The organism is Dyella marensis (assembly GCF_900112865.1).
Taxonomy (GTDB): Bacteria; Pseudomonadota; Gammaproteobacteria; order Xanthomonadales; family Rhodanobacteraceae; genus Dyella_D; species Dyella_D marensis_A.
Genome location: NZ_FONH01000003.1, coordinates 308,208 through 323,448, shown reverse-complemented (window position 1 = coordinate 323,448; position 15,241 = coordinate 308,208). Strand labels below are relative to the sequence as shown.

Here is a 15,241-nt window from a genome sequence, read left to right as displayed (position 1 = left end):
CGGCGCGATGTCCTGAGGCTCAGGCGAAGATCGCATCGACCTCGTCCGGCGCCAGCATGCGCCACGCGCCGGGCGCCAGTTGCTCATCCAGCACCAGTCCGCCGATCGAGGCGCGATGCAGCGTCTGCACGTGATTGCCCGCCGCGGCGAACATGCGCCGCACCTGGTGGTAGCGCCCTTCGGTGATGGCCAGCCGCGCGCGGCGCGGTGACAGTACTTCCAGTTGCGCCGGTTCCAGCGGCTCGTTCTCCGCTTCCAGCATCAGCGTGCCGCTGGCGAACAGCGCACCTTCGTCGCCGCGCAGATCGCCGGCCAGCTCCGCCTCGTACAGCTTGCTCACCTGCGCGCGCGGCGAAATGATCCGGTGCAGCAGCGCGCCGTCGTCGGTGAACAGCAGCAGGCCCGAGGTGTCGCGATCCAGCCGCCCCACCGTCGACAGCGCCGGATCGCGCATGCGGTAGCGCGGCGGCAACAGGTCGAACACCACGCGGCCCGGATCCTTGCGCGAGCAGGTGTAGCCCACCGGCTTGTGCATCATCAGCACCAGGCCCGGCGGCGGATCGAGCGGTTCGCCGTCGACATGGATCTGCTCGTGCGCGACCTTGTCGTCGGCGTAGAGCACCTCGCCCTGCGCATCGGTGATGCGGCCCTCGCGGAACATCCACGCCACGTCCTTGCGGCTGCCGTAGCCCAGGTTGGCGATCAGCTTGACCAGCTTCATGCGCGCACGCCTCGTGCCTCGATCACTTTGAAACCCTCCTGCGCCACCACCGTGCGCACCTCGGCGAAGCGGCCCGCCAGCGTGGCCTCGTATGGCAGGTGCCGGTTGGCGACCATCCAGAAACTCCCCTGCGGCGACAAGGCCGCCGCGGCTGCCGCGATAAAGGCGCGCCCCAGTTCCGGCAGGTCTTCGCGCCCCTGTTGATGAAACGGCGGATTGCTGACGATGGCGTCGTAGCGTTCCGGCAGGCCCAAGCTGACATCGTGCCAATGCACGTTCGCCTGCACCGCGTGGCCGCTCTCGCGTACCGCCGCTTCCATGTTGAGCCGCGCCGGTTCCAGCGCGCGCGCTTCCGCTTCGTAGAGATCGATCTCCTGCACCTGCGCACAGCGCGCCAGCACCTGCGCGGACAGGTAGCCGTAGCCGGCGCCGAGATCCGCCACCCGCCCGCGCAGATCGGCCGGCAGGTGCGCGGCGAGCAGCGCCGAGGCCACGTCCACGCGGTCCCAGGCGAACAGCCCAGGACGGCTCCAGTAACCCGCGGCATTGAGGCGCGGTTCGTCGAACGCAGCCCACTCGCCGAGCAGCGCGGCATCCACGCGATCCCCTCGCGGCGCACTCCAGAACACACGGCACTTGTGCTTGGAAAGCTGCGTGACGGCACCGGCGAGCTGCGCCAGGTCCGCCTCGCCGGAACGCGCGCCGCCGGCATTGGGCATGCACGCCAGCACGATGCCGCCGGGCGCGGCATGCCGTACCGCACGCGCGAACAGGGCGCGCGCTTCCTCGCGCTGGCGCGGCGGCAGCACCAGCACCAGGGGGAAGCGCTCGTCCGCCGCCGGCTCGCCGACGCGCAGACCGCTGCGTTCCAGCTCCGCCGCGAACGGCTTGAAGCCCTGCGCGCAGAGCCAGCCCGGCTGCGCCATCTCGCGCAGGCGGAAACCGTCGCGCGCATGGAGGAACAGCACGCGGCCATCCTCCGGCAAGCGCAACTGCCCACTGGCGATGGGAACGAACAGGGCCTCCAGCGCGACGTGCGCGGAGGACAGAGCGGCAGCATTCACCGGCCGGCCTTTCGAAAGCGGAAACGCCGGCATTTTACGCGGCGCGCAGGCAAAGCGCTCAGCGCGCGGGCGCGGCCTGCAGCATCGTCTCGCCGCGCGCCAGCCCGCGCAGGCTGCGCCAGGCCAGGGCGCCGATGCCAGCGCGCGGCTGAACACCGACGGCAGGGCCAGCGCGCAACGCTGCGCCGCCACCGCACTGGCGGCCAGCGGAAAACTCAGCGCCCACCAGCTCAGGCGCAACGGCTGCCCGCGCAACCCACCGGCCACGGCGTGGCCGGGGTCGAATCCTTCTCTTCCATGTCATGCATCTCTCTCGGGTGCTTCGTCTGCTGCATCGGTTCCGGCCGCAGGACGCAAGTCCGCGGCCGGAACGGGTCGTCAGGCCTTCTTCTCGTGCGCGTCGACCGCATCCAGCACGCGGGCCGAGTACACCAGCGCGGCGCCCGCATTCAACGCCACCGCCACGCCCAGCGCCTCGGCGATTTCCTCGTGGCTGGCGCCTTGCTTCAAGGCAGCGGCGGAGTGCACGGTGATACAGCCGTCGCAGCGCGTGGTCACCGCCACGGCCAGCGCAATCAGCTCGCGCGTCTTGGCATCGAGGTGGCCGGTCTTTTCGCCCGCGTTGCTGAGCGTCTGGTAGCCGGCGACGGTGCCGGGGCTGAGCTTGCCGATCTCGCCGATGCGGCCGAGCAGTTCGTTGCGGTATTGGACCCAGTCGAGCATGGCGGTTCTCCTCAATGGTGGGAAGGACGGGCCTGCCTGCCCGCCGTGCTGCGCAGTGTTGCGCCGCCCGCCGCTCCGCTGAATACTCGCGCGACTCCATTGTTGGCGCGAACGTCTCATGGACGCTCTCAGCCGTCTGATCCAGCTCGCGCAACTGCAAGGCAACCTCGATGTGCGCTGCCAGTTCGCCGGCGGCTTTGCCGTGGACCACGGCGAGGCGCCGCGCGGCGAGGCGCTGTTTCACCTGGTGCTGGACGGCGGCTGCGCGGTCGAACCCGCGGGCGAAACCCCTTTGTTGCTGGAGGCGGGCGACCTGGTGATGTTCCCGCACGGCGCGCCGCACCTGGTCCGCGACCTCGCCGGCAGCGCCAGCCGGGCGCCGGTGCGCTACGAGCACGACGGCCTGCTGCCGCTGCGCCGCAACGCGGACGGTCCGGCGGAACTGGACCTGCTGTGCGGCCGCTTCCGTTATGCACCCGCCTCCGCCAGCCTGCTGCTGTCGACCCTGCCCGCCACGCTCAAGGTCTCGCTGCGCGACAGCGCCGGCCTGGACGCGCTGCAGGCCCTGGTCGCGCTGATGCGCCACGAAGCCGGCCAGCGCCAGCCCGGCGCGCTGGCCGTGGTCACCGCGCTTACCCACGCCCTGTTCGCGCTGGCCCTGCGCGCCTATGCGGCCGGGGATGCGCAGCGTTCCGGCCTGTTGCCGCTGCTGGCCGACGCGCGCCTGGGCGCCGCGATGCAGGCCATGCTGGCCGATCCGGCGCGTAACTGGACGCTGGAAGAACTGGGCCGCGTCGCCGCCATGTCGCGCGCCAGCTTCGCCCGGCATTTCGGCGAGCGCGCGGGCATGACGCCGGGCGAATGCCTGGCGCGCTTGCGCATGCAGATCGCCGGGGACTTGTTGTTGCGCACGCGGCGGCGTACCGGGGATATCGGGCAGGACGTCGGCTATCAATCGGAAGCGGCGTTCGGCAAGGCGTTCCGGCATTACATGGGGAGCACGCCGGCGCGGTTCCGGCGGGAGCACGCGTAGGTTGGGGTGAGCCGCAGGCGAACCCCAACATAGCCACTGCCATGCGCCGTGGTGGGATGTTTCGCAACGTTGGGGTTCGCCTGCGGCTCACCCCAACCTACGTCGGCCTCATCCGCGGCGCGATGCCAGCTTGTCGGCCCAGCGCGTCGCCTCCGGCAGCCGATAGCGCGTACATCCGGCCAGCACCCGTCGCGCAGCCCCTTCGATGCTCACCCGGTGCCCCGGCGACACGATCAGCGGCCGCACCTTCGGCTTGCTGCGCAGCACCGTCCCCACCGCGCGCCCCTTGAACAGCAGCGGCACGCTGTCGCCGCGCTGTTCGCCCAGCGGCGCGTGCGTGCCGACCAGGATGGTCTTGGCCACGCCGATGGTCGGCAGTCCGGTGATCACGCCCAGGTGCGCGGCGATGCCCAGGCCGCGCGGATGCGCGATGCCCTGCCCGTCGACGAACACCAGCCCGGGCTGCTCCGGCAGACCGGCCAGCGCCTGCAGCACCGCGGGCAGCTCGCGGAACGACAGCAGGCCCGGGATATACGGCATCCGCGTCGGCAGGCGCGCCAGCGCGTGCGCCAGCGGCTGGAGACTGCGCGCATCCAGCAATACCGCTGCCGCGCGGGTGATCGCCCCCTGTTCCTCGAAGCCCACGTCCACGCCGGCGATGCGCGCCGGTTCGGCGAAGTCCTCCACCAGGCTCACCTGGCCCGCAAGCGTGCTCTGCAGGGCGCGCGCCTTGGCCACGTCGCCGTCCCAGGCGGGCACGGCGTCGGCGATGGTCGTCATCCAGTCCATCGGGGAAGCCTGACGACAAGGCGCTGAACAGGCCGTCAAAGAAACAGGCCGTCAAAGAGAAAGGCACGCGCTTGATTGACCCTGCACACGCGCGTCCGGATCATGCCGGCATGTCCATCCTGTTTCGCATCGCGCTGATCCTTTCGCTCGCCATCGGCAGCGGCTCCCTCGCCCTGGCCCAGGACGCGCCCGATACCCCGGCGCCGGCCGCCGCGCCGGTCACCGTGGACCAGCTCAACAGCCAGCTCGAGCAGCTGCGCCAGTCCGTCGCCGACACCGACAAGCTCGGCGATGCCGCCCTGCAGGACCTGCGCGTGCGCTCCCAGGCGCTGCAGCAGCAGGCCGATCAGCTGGTCGCGTCGCTTTCGCCACAATCGGACGCGCTCAAGGCCAAGCTCGACGTGCTCGGCCCCGCTCCGGACAAAGGCCAGCCGGCAGAGCCGCCGGAAGTGGCCAACCAGCGCAGGCAGCTGAGCAAGGACAAGGCCGACCTCGACGCGCAGGTCAAGCAGGCCAAGACGGTGAGCCTGGAAAGCGCGCAGCTGTTCGGCCAGATCTCCGCGCTGCGGCGCCAGCTGTTCGAGGCGCGGCTCAGCCAGCGCACGTCCTCGCCGCTCAGCCTCGCGTTCTGGTCCTCGCTGTCGCGCAATGCGCCGGACGACCGCGCCGGCCTCGCCGAACTCGGACGGGATACATGGACCGCCGTGAGCAAGGCCTGGCAGCCCGGCAACCGCACGCCGTTCTTCATCTGCCTGATCGCCGCCGCCGCGCTGTTCAGCGTGGGCCGCCGCGCACTCGAGCACGCGCTGCTGCGCCTGACCACCGACCGCATGCCGGCCGGCCATCTGCGGCGCAGCGCACTGGCCCTGTTCATCACCCTCGGCACCACGCTGACCTTCGGCTTCGCCGCCTACCTGCTGTACCTGGCGCTGGACTGGAACGGCACGCTGGGCGAGGAGATCGGGGGCCTCGCCGCCTCGCTGGTGATCTTCGCCTGGATCGCGGCGTACATCGCCGGCCTGGGCCGCGCGCTGCTCAGCGCGGGCCGCCCGTCCTGGCGCGTGCCGGCGCTGAGCGACGACCTGGCGCGCCGCCTGCGCCCGTTCCCGCCGCTGCTGGCCTGGTGCGCGCTGCTGCTCGCCCTGGCCGAGCGCGTGACCGTGCAGGTCTCCGCCTCGCTGTCGGCCACCGTGGCGGTCAACGGCCTGCTCGCCCTGCTGGTGACCGGACTGATCGCCGCCGCGCTGATGCGCATGGGCCGCGCGCGGCGCGCGTTGCTCGCCGCGGGCACCGCGCCGGGCAAGCGCCCGCTGTGGGTGGGCCTGCTGGTGGCGGCGGCCTTCGCCGGCGTCATCACCGTCTTCCTCAGCCTGGTCACCGGCTATATCGCCTTCGCCTTCTTCGAGGCGAAGGCGATGCTGCGCGGCGGCGTGATCGTCGGCTCGGTGTACCTGCTGATGCATCTGTTGAACGACGTGTTCGAGACGGTGTTCTCGCCGGATTCGCGCAGCGGCCTGCGACTGCAGGAATCGTTCGGCGTGTCGCCGGTAAGGCTGGAACAGACCGCGGTGGTGCTGTCCGGCGTGAGCCGCGCCTTCCTGCTCCTGCTGGCCATCCCGCTGCTGCTCGCGCCCTACGGCGCCGGCCCCGAAGAGTTGCTCGCCCGCGGCGGCCAGCTGTTCGCCGTGCGCAGCATCGGCACGCTGCCGATCGTGCCCGGCAACATCTTCAAGGCGCTGGTGGTGCTGGTGGCTGGCGTGGCGGTCATGCGCATCGTCAAGCGCTGGTTGTCGCAGCGCCTGCTGCCGAAGACCGCGCTCGAGCCGGGCATGCAGATGTCCATCGTCACCCTGCTCGGCTATGTCTGCGGCGTGCTGGTGTTCGTGCTGGTGCTGGCCACGCTGAAGGTGGATCTGCAGAGCATCACCTGGGTCGCCTCGGCGCTGTCGGTGGGCATCGGCTTCGGCCTGCAGGCGATCGTGCAGAACTTCATCTCCGGCCTGATCCTGCTGGCGGAGCGTCCGGTGAAAGTGGGCGACTGGGTCAGCCTGCCCGGCGCGGGCGTCGAAGGCGACATCAAGCGCATCAACGTGCGCGCCACCGAGATCCAGCAGGGCGACCGCTCCACCGTGATCGTGCCGAACTCGCAACTGATCACCCAGAACGTGCGCAACGTGACCCAGGCCGGCGCGCTGGGCCGCGTGCAGATCCGCCTGCCGATGCCGCTGAGCACCGAGGCGGGCAAGGCCCGCAAGGTGCTGCTCGGCGTGATGGGCGAACACCCATCCACGCTGGAAACGCCCAAGCCGAGCGTGCAGCTGGACACCGTCGACGGCGGATCGCTGATCTTCGTCTGCACCGCTTATGTGGGCAGCCCGCGCGAAGTCGCCGCGGTGAAGAGCGACCTGCTGTTCGACATGCTCGACAAGCTGGCCGCCGCGCAGCTGCCGATGTCGACGCCGCAGGACATGGTGCTGCGCCGCCCGGCGCCGGAACCGAGAACGGGCGTCGACGTGCAGGCGGCACCGCCCGGGCCGGTGCCGCCGGCCACGTGAGGCCCACCGGACGCTACGCCAGCGGCAGATGGATATCCGTGCGCAGCGACGCCTCCAGCATCTGCTCGGGGTCGTCCAGGTAGTGATGGGACAGCGGCACGTCGTACGGCTCGTGCCCGCTCGCCGGCAGCCACCTTGAGAATCCGCGTGCCGCCACTGCCCCGCGGTTCCGATCCTGCGCATGCGACGCCAGTCCCGGAGAGGAAGGCAGGCCATAGGCAAGAAGTCATGGTGGGCACCATCCGGCGATGCCCGTAAAGTCGGCGTTCATTCTCCCGTCCCCTTCACGCCGCCCGCGATGGACCGCCTTGCGGCCCTGCCTGGAGGTTTCATGCCGATGAGCCGCTCGTTGTCCGGTACGTCCATTCTCGCCGCCGCGCTGGTCGCGGTCCTTGGCGCCAGCCTGGCCCAGGCGCAGACCGCGCCGCTGACGCCGGACATCCCCGCCAAGTTCGAATCGCCCACCGCCGGCTTCGACTACGTCAAGCGCGAGGTGATGATCCCGATGCGCGACGGCGTCAAGCTGCATACCGTGATCGTGATCCCCAGGGGCGCGAAGCACGCGCCGATCCTGCTCACGCGCACGCCGTACAACGCCAGCGGCCGCGCCGCGCGGCTGGAATCGCCGAGCATGCTGGCCGAGCTGCCGCAGGGCGACGAAGTGTTCGTGCGCGGCGGCTATATCCGCGTGTTCCAGGACGTGCGCGGCAAGTACGGTTCCGAAGGCGAGTACGTGATGACGCGTCCGCTGCGCGGCCCGCTCAATGCCAGCGAGGTCGACCACTCCACCGACGCCTACGACACCATCGACTGGCTGGTGAAGAACATCCCCGAATCCAACGGCAAGGTCGGCATGCTCGGCTCTTCGTACGAAGGGTTCACCGTGGTGATGGCGCTGATCAACCCCCATCCCGCGCTGAAGGTGGCCGCGCCGGAAAGCCCGATGGTGGACGGCTGGATGGGCGACGACTGGTTCCACTACGGCGCGTATCGCCAGACCAACTTCGACTACATCCGCGGCCAGACCGCGCAGAAGGGCAAGGGCTCCTCCGCGCCGCGCGACGGCTACGACGACTACAGCAACTTCCTCGACGCAGGCTCTGCCGGCGACTACGCGCGCGCCAACGGCTTCGAGCAGTTGCCGTTCTGGAAGAAGCTCGACGAGCACCCCGCCTACGATGCCTTCTGGCAGGGCCAGGCGCTGGACAGGATCATGGCGCAGCAGCCGCTGAAGGTGCCCACCATGTGGCTGCAGGGCCTGTGGGACCAGGAAGACATGTGGGGTGCGATCCACAGCTACGCAGCGACCGAGCCCAAGGACAAGGGCAACGACAAGAATTTCCTGGTGATGGGCCCGTGGCGCCACAGCCAGGTGAACTACGACGGCACCTCGCTGGGCCCGCTGAAGTGGGACGGCGACACCGCGCTGCAATTCCGCCGCGACGTGCTCAAGCCATTCTTCGACCAGTACCTGGTGGACGGCGCCCCGAAGGCGAACACGCCGCCGGTGCTGATCTACAACACCGGCGAGAACCGCTGGGACCGCTTCAAGTCGTGGCCGCTCAGCTGCGACAGCGGCTGCGCGAGCAAGCCGAAGGCGCTGTACCTGGAAGCCGACGGCAAGCTGTCGTTCAATGCACCGGCCGACAGCGCGTCGAAGTACGACGAATACGTCTCCGATCCGGCCAAGCCGGTGCCGTACCTGCCGCGCCCGGTGCATTTCGCCGACCACGACGCGTGGACGCGCTGGCTGGTCACCGACCAGCGCTTCGTCGACGGCCGTCCGGACGTGCTTACCTATGTCAGCGAACCGCTGACGGCGCCGCTGCACGTGGGCGGCGCGCCGCAGGTGAATCTGTACGCGTCGACCAGCGGCACCGACAGCGACTGGGCGGTGAAGCTGATCGACGTGTATCCGGATACGATCGCTTCGGATCCCGACATGGGCGGCTACGAGCTGCCGATCTCGCTGGATATCTTCCGCGGCCGCTACCGCACCAGCTTCGAACATCCGCAGGCGATCGCCGCGGACCAGCCGCTGCTGTACCGCTTCGGCCTGCCGACGGTGAACCACGTGTTCCAGCCCGGCCACCGCATCATGGTGCAGGTGCAGTCGACGCTGTTCCCGCTGTACGACCGCAACCCGCAGACCTTCGTGCCGAATATCTTCGACGCCAAGCCGGGCGACTACCGCAAGGCGACGCAGCGCGTGTGGCATGCACCGGGAACGCTGAGCGCGATCAGCCTGCCGGTGGTATCGGGCAAGTAAGCCGCGAAAAGCGACGGAGCGGGCGATCCCCGCTCGTCATCCCGGCGCAGGCCGGGATCCAGTGGCGACATCGCTTGATGATGGCGCGGCGTTGCCAAAGCAACCTGGAATGTACGCAACGCACGATTCAAGGTGGTCGTTACTGGATCCCGGCCTGCGCCGGGATGACGGCTTTGGAAATGCATGCGGCATGTACCAAACAAGAAAAGGGCTGGCGGAAACGCCGGCCCTTTTTTGCTTCAACGCTGTCCTGCCGGTGGTAACGGGCGAGTAAGCCGCGAAAGCGATGCGGCGGCGGTTCTTGATCGTCATCCCGGCGCAGGCCGGGATCCAGTAGCGACACCGCTTGACGATGGCGCAGCGTTGCCAAAACGACCTGGGATGTACGCAACGCACGATTCAAAGTGGTCGTTACTGGATCCCGGCCTGCGCCGGGATGACGGCTTTGGAAATGCACGCGACATGTGCCAAACAAGAAAAGGGCTGGCGGAAACGCCAGCCCTTTTCGGCTTCAACGCTGCGACGTTGGGGTTACGGGCTGCATCAGCAGCCCGCCCTTCGGGCCATCCGCTGTGCGGATGTTCGCTACGGCATCCTGCCTTCGCAGTCGCCTGCGGCTCACCCCAACCTACGCCAGGCGTTTACGAACAGCTCTTGCCGTGATCGCCGTGATAACCCTTGGCCTTGGCGTCGGCTTCGCTCATGTACGAGCCCTGCTTGGTCTTGCCGTACCACTTGTCGCTCGGGCAGTGATAGACCTTGCTGCTCGCGTTGACCCACACCATGCCCGGACCGCCGCCCGGCGCCGGGGTGGAGTTCGGTGAAGGCGGCATCGGCATCGGTTTCTTCGGCGCGGCGGCGGCGGTGGGCGCCGGTGCTGCGGCGGGTGCGGCCTGCGGCGCGGGCGCGGCGGCGGGCGCCGGTGCTGCGGCAGGCACTGCGGCCGGTGCGGTGGCCGCGGCCGCAGCCGCCGCCGCGTACCACTCCTTCACACCCTTGTGGCCGGAGCAGGCTCCCTTCTTGGTGGCGTGATCGGTATAGCTGCCGTCCTTGCACTGCCCGGTGGAACCGGCCGGCGCCGACGCCTGCTGCGCGAACGCCGCGGGACCTGCCAGCAAGCAGGCGGCCAATACTGCGATCGAAACGAACGATTTCATCTTCACTCCCTCCAGCGCGAATGAGCTTCCGTTGCTTCGCCGCGGGTGCCGCCCGTTGCCCCATGCCGCCGCGAAGCGCATGCGCCGACCGGCGCACGCGGCGCGACTATGCATCAAAAAAAACAACGCGCCATCCGTGGGGGCATGGCGCGTTCATCATTCATCGTGCTGTTTCGCAAGCTCTTGCGCACCGCTTTCATGGAGCTATCAATTTGGAATCCTTCTCCCTCCGGCGACCCGAAGGTAGTCCCCGTGGGAGAGCACGCGGGGAGCGCACATGGATGTGCGCGGCTCTGAGGAGCGAGGAAGGTGGCGGCAGCCGGATGAAGGTTCGGCCGGAGCGATGCACGTCACTCTTGCGCTCCGCCCGTACCCTCACCCCAACCCCTCTCCCAGTGGGAGAGGGGCTTTGTCCTCACTTCGCGGGCGGCTTCAACTTCGAACCCGGGCGCGCGATGCCGTACATCTCCCAGGTGATCTGCTTGAGCAAGGCCCAACGATCGTCGCCCTGCACGTACAGGTCGAAATGCGTGCGGTCCGGAATGAAGCGCACCTCGGCCTTCGCATGCAGACCATCGAGCACCGCCTTCAGGCGATGCGCCGCGCCGTCGAGGTAGAAGGTATCGGCGGTGCCGACGATCAGGTGGATCTTGCCGTCCAGGTCCGGCTTCAGCGCCGGCCATTCCTGCTGCAGGCGATGCGCGATGTCGTAGTGCTCGATCCAGTACGCCGCCACCGCCGGATCGACGGCGCCGGTATCGCGATCGAACATCGGCTGCGGCCGCCCATCGGCGCCGCGCGGCGAGAACACCCAGTCGAACGAAGCGAGCTGGCCGCCGTATTCGCCGAGCACGCGCTCGAGCTTCGCGTATTGCTCGAAAGTCGCCAGCACCTTGCCCTTGTCGCGGATCAGCGGATTGGCCGAGCCATCCGGCTTGCGATACGCGTTGGCGTTGGACAGGTACAGATCGACGCCGGTGAAGTCATGGAAATCGCTGGGATCCGGCGAGGTCGACCAGGTGCCGCCGAACACTTTCGGATAGCGCGTCTGCAGCCACAGCGTGGCCCAGCCGCCGGAGGAATGGCCGTTGAGGAAGCGCCCCTGCGGCTTGCCGTCCATGCGGTACTGTTTTTCCAGCGAGGGAATCAGTTCCTCGGTGAGCGCCTTGCCCCACGGTCCGTTGTTCACCGAGTCGGCGAACTCGTGCGTGCCGGTGGGGCTGGACTCGTCGAGGAAGACCCAGATCATCGGCGGCATCTCGCCTTTGCCGGTCGCCACGTAGCTGTTGACGATCGGGCCGTACAGGCGATCGCCGCCGCCGCCGAAGCCGTGCGTGTAATACACCACCGGATAACGCTCCGCCTTCTTCGCGTCGTAGTCCGGCGGCAGCAGCACCCAGCCGCGCATATGGATCGGACGGCCCCAGAACGCCGACAGCGCGGGACTGACGAAGTCGATCGCCTGCGCGTGTTCGCGCGCGCCCGCGACGGCGTCACGCATTTCCTTCGGCGCGGAAGGCGGCAGCGTCCACGCCTCGCGCGCAGGCAGCGTCTTCGTCAACTGCAAGGTCGGCAAGCTGGCTGCCGGCAGATGCAGCGGCGTCACCTCGCTGACCACGTCGCCGGGGCCGCGCCCGCTGTAGTTGTAGTTGTGGTTGGCGTCGAGCACGGCCTGCACCAGGTAGTCGCCCGGCGGCAGCTTGGCCAGCGGGCCCGGGAAGGCGATGTCGTCCGCATCCAGGATCGCCGTCTCGCCGGGCGCCAGGCGCGCAACTTCGCGCGCGGCGACCAGGGTCTGGTCCGGCTGCAGCGGATTGACGTCCACTTCCTCGACCTTGCCGTCCTTTGTTTCGGCCTTCGCGGCCGCGGCGCTGGTGACGAACAGCAGCAGGCGGCCGCCGACCGGCGCCTTCTGCGCGCCGCCCAACTGCACCTGGACGTAGTGATGCGCGGCAGGCGCGTCGGTGCGGGCCTGCGCGCCGGCGACGAGCGCAAGGCCCAGCAGCGCGGCGGCGACGGGACGGCGAAGCAGCATGGCGTTCTCCCTGAAAACCTGACGAGAAAGGCGGCAGCGCTTCGGCGCCGCCGCCGGATGGGTTCAACCTTCTTTGGCGTTCTTCACCGGCGCCAGGCGCAGGTCCTGGAAGTCGAAGCTGAAGTCGGTCAGCGGCGAGACCGGCTGCATGCGCGCTTCGCGGATCTGGCCGTCGGCGTCGAGCGTGAAGCTGACGAAGGCATCGGCGTTGAGCGAGCGATCGTCCCAGCGCACCACGAAAGTGTCGTGCTGCCAGGCCGTCATGGTGCCGACCAGCTGCGGCGTCTTGCTGAAACGCAGGCGCAGCTTGCCGCCTTCCTGCGCGACCACGACGTCGCCATACCACGGATCGCGATAGGTGCCGGCGTACCTGGCCGGCGCCAGCGAAGGCTTGCTGTGCTTGTCGCGCGCGGCCTCGTGCTTCTTCCAGCTGTCGTCGGCCTTGTCTTCCGACTTCTTCACCGCCGCGGCGTAGGCGGCGACCCAGTCGGTCTTGTCACGGCCCAGGTAGGCGTCGAGCACGCGATAGGTGACGGCGTTGAACGCGGCGCCGGATTCCTGGTTGGTCAGCACCACCACGCCGAGCTTGAACTCCGGCACCAGGGTCAGGCGCGAGACCATGCCGGGCCAGCCGCCGGTGTGCCACACCAGCCGCTGTCCGCGATAGTCGGAGAGAAACCAGCCCTCGCCGTAGCCGGCGAAGTTCGGCTTGGTCGCGGCCAGTTCCGGCACCGGCGGCTCGCCGATGCGCATCGGCGTGAGCATCGACCACATCTGCTTCTGGCTCTCTTCCTTGAACACACGCTGCTTGCCATCGGACAGCGCGCCGCCGGCGAGCTGCACGTTCATCCACCTGGCCAGGTCGTGCACGCTGGCGTAGATGCCGCCGGCACCGGGATTGTTGACCCAGGCCATCGGCGGCACCGGTTTCAGGTCCTTGAAGTCGAACTTGGCATGGCCCATGGCCACGTCCATGCCAGGCTTCAGATACGTCATGTCGACCAGCGACTCGTCCATGCCCACCGGCTTGAACAGGTTGTCGCGGATGAAGTCCGCATAGCTCTGGCCCGAGGCCTGCTCGATCACCAGCGTGGCCACCGCGAACAGGATGTTGTCGTAGGCGTAGGCGCTGCGGAAACTGGTGGCCAGCGGCACTTCGCGCAGGCGCTCGACCACTTCCCTGGTGCTGTACCTGGTCGGCGGCCAGTACAGCAGGTCGCCGGCGCCAAGACCCAGGCCGCTGCGGTGCGCCAGCAGGTCGCGGATGCGCATCTCGCGCGTGACATACGGATCGGACATCTGGAACCACGGCAGATGGTCGATCACGCGATCGTCCATCTTCAGCTTGCCGCGCTCGGCCAGGATCTGCAGCGCGGCTGCGGTGAAGGCCTTGGTGTTGGAGGCGATGGCGAACAGCGTATGCGCGTCGACCGCGCCCGGCTTGCCGGTTTCCTTTTCGCCGAAGCCCTGCTCCAGCACCACCTTGCCGTCCTTGACGATGGCCACGGCGATGCCGGGCACGTCGAACTGCTTGCGCGCGCTGTCGACGTAGGCCTGGAAGTCCTGCAGCTGCGCCGGCAGCGCGGCGCTGGCGGCGGCGGCCGGCGCGGCGTCCTGCAGTGGCGGCTGCGCCCGGACCGGGGCAACGGCAAAGGCCAGCAGCGCGGCGCAGCAGGCCAGGCGCGGGGACAGCACTCGTCGGGACATCGTCGGCTCCAGCTTGGCGAAAGCGGCCAACTATCGCGGCAAAGCCGCGCCGGCGCCAGCGCGGGAAGTCACGCGGCGCCGGGGCGCCTGCCAACTCAGCCGTGCGCGGGCTTGCCGCGTGCTTCCAGCCACGGCGCCAGCGACACCGACCAGATGTTCTCGCTGGCGTTGTCCCAGGCCTGCATGCGCGCCAGGTCCTTCTCCGCCTGCTCGCGCGTGCGCGGGTAGCTCACCTTCTCCGCGCGATGGCTGCTGAAGTACAGCGTGTGGCCATCCGGCCCCAGGTGCGCACCCCAGGGATCGCCGGCGTTGACCGCGTCGCCCAGGTCGACCGGCGCGCCCCAGCCGGTGCCTTCGCGGAAGGCGATGTACAGGCGATCGGGCTTGCCCTTCCCCGCATAGTCGGCGTCGAACACGATGAAGGACTCGTCCGGCGCGATCGCGGGGTCGAGCTTGTGCGCGGCCGCATCGCCCAGCGCCACCAGTTCCGGCGCCTGGTAGGCGCCGTTGCGGTATTGCGTGCGGTACAGGCGAAAATCGTCGTCGTCGCCGGGACGCTGGAAATACACGCTGCCATCGGCGGCCACGCTCGGCGCATAAGTGCGCGTGCTGGTGTTGACCGCGTCGGGCAGGCGCACCGGCTCGCCCCAGCCGTCGCCCTTGCGCTCGACGCGCCACAGATGCCCACCCGCGGCGTGCAGCACCTTGCCGTTGGCCATCACGCCGTCGAGCGCCTTGCCGCCGGGGGTGTCGGGGCGGTTGGAGGTGAACACCAGGAAAGAGCCGTCCGGCGCCATGGCCGGATCGTGGTCCAGCCACTGTCCCGAGAACGGCGCGATCTTCGGCTCCGACCAGGCATGGCCGATCTTGTGCGATTCCAGGATCACCGCGTTGGGCCAGCTGATGCGATCGAAGAACACCGTGTGGCCATCGGGCGAGAACGCGGCCGAGTCCTCGTTGGCCGGGCCGGACACCACGCCCGGCGCGAAGATCTCCGGCGCGGCTTCGCGCGTATCGGCCATGGCCATCGAGGCCATGGCGAGGCCCAGCGACAGCAAGGCGTAAGCGAGCGGTTTCATGGACGATCCCCCGATGCCGGAACGGCGATGCGCCTGGATACGCCCCGGCCCGGACGGCGGCGCGTGCCTGAAGTCACGACCGCGGGTTCACGCCCTGCCATGGCATCAT

General features: G+C 69.1%; 13 protein-coding genes. 3 read left to right on the top strand and 10 right to left on the bottom strand.

What is annotated here, in order from left to right; all coding sequences use genetic code 11:
* Nucleotides 1–19 precede the first annotated feature (19 nt).
* From BM172_RS07115 to BM172_RS07105, 3 genes are all read right to left on the bottom strand, one after another.
* Nucleotides 20–721 (bottom strand): pseudouridine synthase, encoded by a 702-nt coding sequence (locus BM172_RS07115; protein ID WP_026636180.1) that lies wholly within the window; start codon nucleotides 719–721, stop codon nucleotides 20–22.
* Nucleotides 718–1,770, bottom strand: coding sequence for a class I SAM-dependent methyltransferase (locus BM172_RS07110; RefSeq protein WP_026636179.1), 1,053 nt, complete (start codon nucleotides 1,768–1,770; stop codon nucleotides 718–720). The genes BM172_RS07115 and BM172_RS07110 overlap by 4 nt, the downstream gene beginning before the upstream one ends.
* Nucleotides 1,771–2,163: 393 nt before the next feature.
* Nucleotides 2,164–2,508, bottom strand: a complete 345-nt coding sequence (locus BM172_RS07105; RefSeq protein WP_026636178.1) for a carboxymuconolactone decarboxylase family protein — start codon at nucleotides 2,506–2,508, stop codon at nucleotides 2,164–2,166.
* Between the two features lie 118 nt (nucleotides 2,509–2,626).
* Here BM172_RS07105 and BM172_RS07100 point away from each other — a divergent pair, with 118 nt between their 5' ends.
* Nucleotides 2,627–3,541, top strand: coding sequence for a cupin domain-containing protein (locus tag BM172_RS07100; protein WP_026636177.1), 915 nt, complete (start codon nucleotides 2,627–2,629; stop codon nucleotides 3,539–3,541).
* A gap of 108 nt (nucleotides 3,542–3,649) precedes the next feature.
* Here the strand turns inward: BM172_RS07100 and nfi are convergent, their stop codons facing one another.
* Entirely contained in the window at nucleotides 3,650–4,321 is a 672-nt protein-coding gene (gene nfi / locus BM172_RS07095; protein WP_026636176.1) for a deoxyribonuclease V, read from the bottom strand.
* Nucleotides 4,322–4,440: 119 nt separating this feature from the next.
* Between nfi and BM172_RS07090 the strand changes: the two genes are divergently transcribed.
* Entirely contained in the window at nucleotides 4,441–6,885 is a 2,445-nt protein-coding gene (locus tag BM172_RS07090) for a DUF3772 domain-containing protein (RefSeq protein ID WP_081805239.1), read from the top strand.
* 13 nt (nucleotides 6,886–6,898) lie between these two features.
* Here the strand turns inward: BM172_RS07090 and BM172_RS22115 are convergent, their stop codons facing one another.
* Complete coding sequence (locus BM172_RS22115; protein WP_143096478.1) at nucleotides 6,899–7,042, bottom strand: GyrI-like domain-containing protein; 144 nt, start codon at nucleotides 7,040–7,042, stop codon at nucleotides 6,899–6,901.
* 180 nt (nucleotides 7,043–7,222) lie between these two features.
* On the opposite strand from BM172_RS22115, the gene BM172_RS07085 reads away from it, so the two are divergent.
* The gene (locus BM172_RS07085; RefSeq protein WP_026636175.1) at nucleotides 7,223–9,154 is read left to right on the top strand and encodes a CocE/NonD family hydrolase; all 1,932 of its coding nucleotides are present in this window, start codon (nucleotides 7,223–7,225) and stop codon (nucleotides 9,152–9,154) included.
* 139 nt (nucleotides 9,155–9,293) lie between these two features.
* On the opposite strand, the gene BM172_RS22110 is transcribed toward BM172_RS07085, so the two are convergent.
* The 5 genes from BM172_RS22110 to BM172_RS07065 form a co-directional block, all read right to left on the bottom strand.
* On the bottom strand, nucleotides 9,294–9,611 hold the full coding sequence (locus BM172_RS22110) for a hypothetical protein (protein ID WP_143096477.1): 318 nt from the start codon (nucleotides 9,609–9,611) through the stop codon (nucleotides 9,294–9,296).
* A gap of 184 nt (nucleotides 9,612–9,795) precedes the next feature.
* A complete protein-coding gene (locus tag BM172_RS07080; RefSeq protein WP_026636174.1) occupies nucleotides 9,796–10,311 on the bottom strand; it encodes a DUF3761 domain-containing protein in 516 nt (171 codons plus the stop codon).
* Between the two features lie 415 nt (nucleotides 10,312–10,726).
* Nucleotides 10,727–12,346, bottom strand: coding sequence for an alpha/beta hydrolase (locus BM172_RS07075; protein ID WP_026636173.1), 1,620 nt, complete (start codon nucleotides 12,344–12,346; stop codon nucleotides 10,727–10,729).
* A gap of 63 nt (nucleotides 12,347–12,409) precedes the next feature.
* Complete coding sequence (locus tag BM172_RS07070; protein WP_026636172.1) at nucleotides 12,410–14,053, bottom strand: serine hydrolase; 1,644 nt, start codon at nucleotides 14,051–14,053, stop codon at nucleotides 12,410–12,412.
* A gap of 95 nt (nucleotides 14,054–14,148) precedes the next feature.
* Complete coding sequence (locus BM172_RS07065; RefSeq protein ID WP_026636171.1) at nucleotides 14,149–15,132, bottom strand: TolB family protein; 984 nt, start codon at nucleotides 15,130–15,132, stop codon at nucleotides 14,149–14,151.
* Between the last annotated feature and the right edge of the window lie 109 nt (nucleotides 15,133–15,241).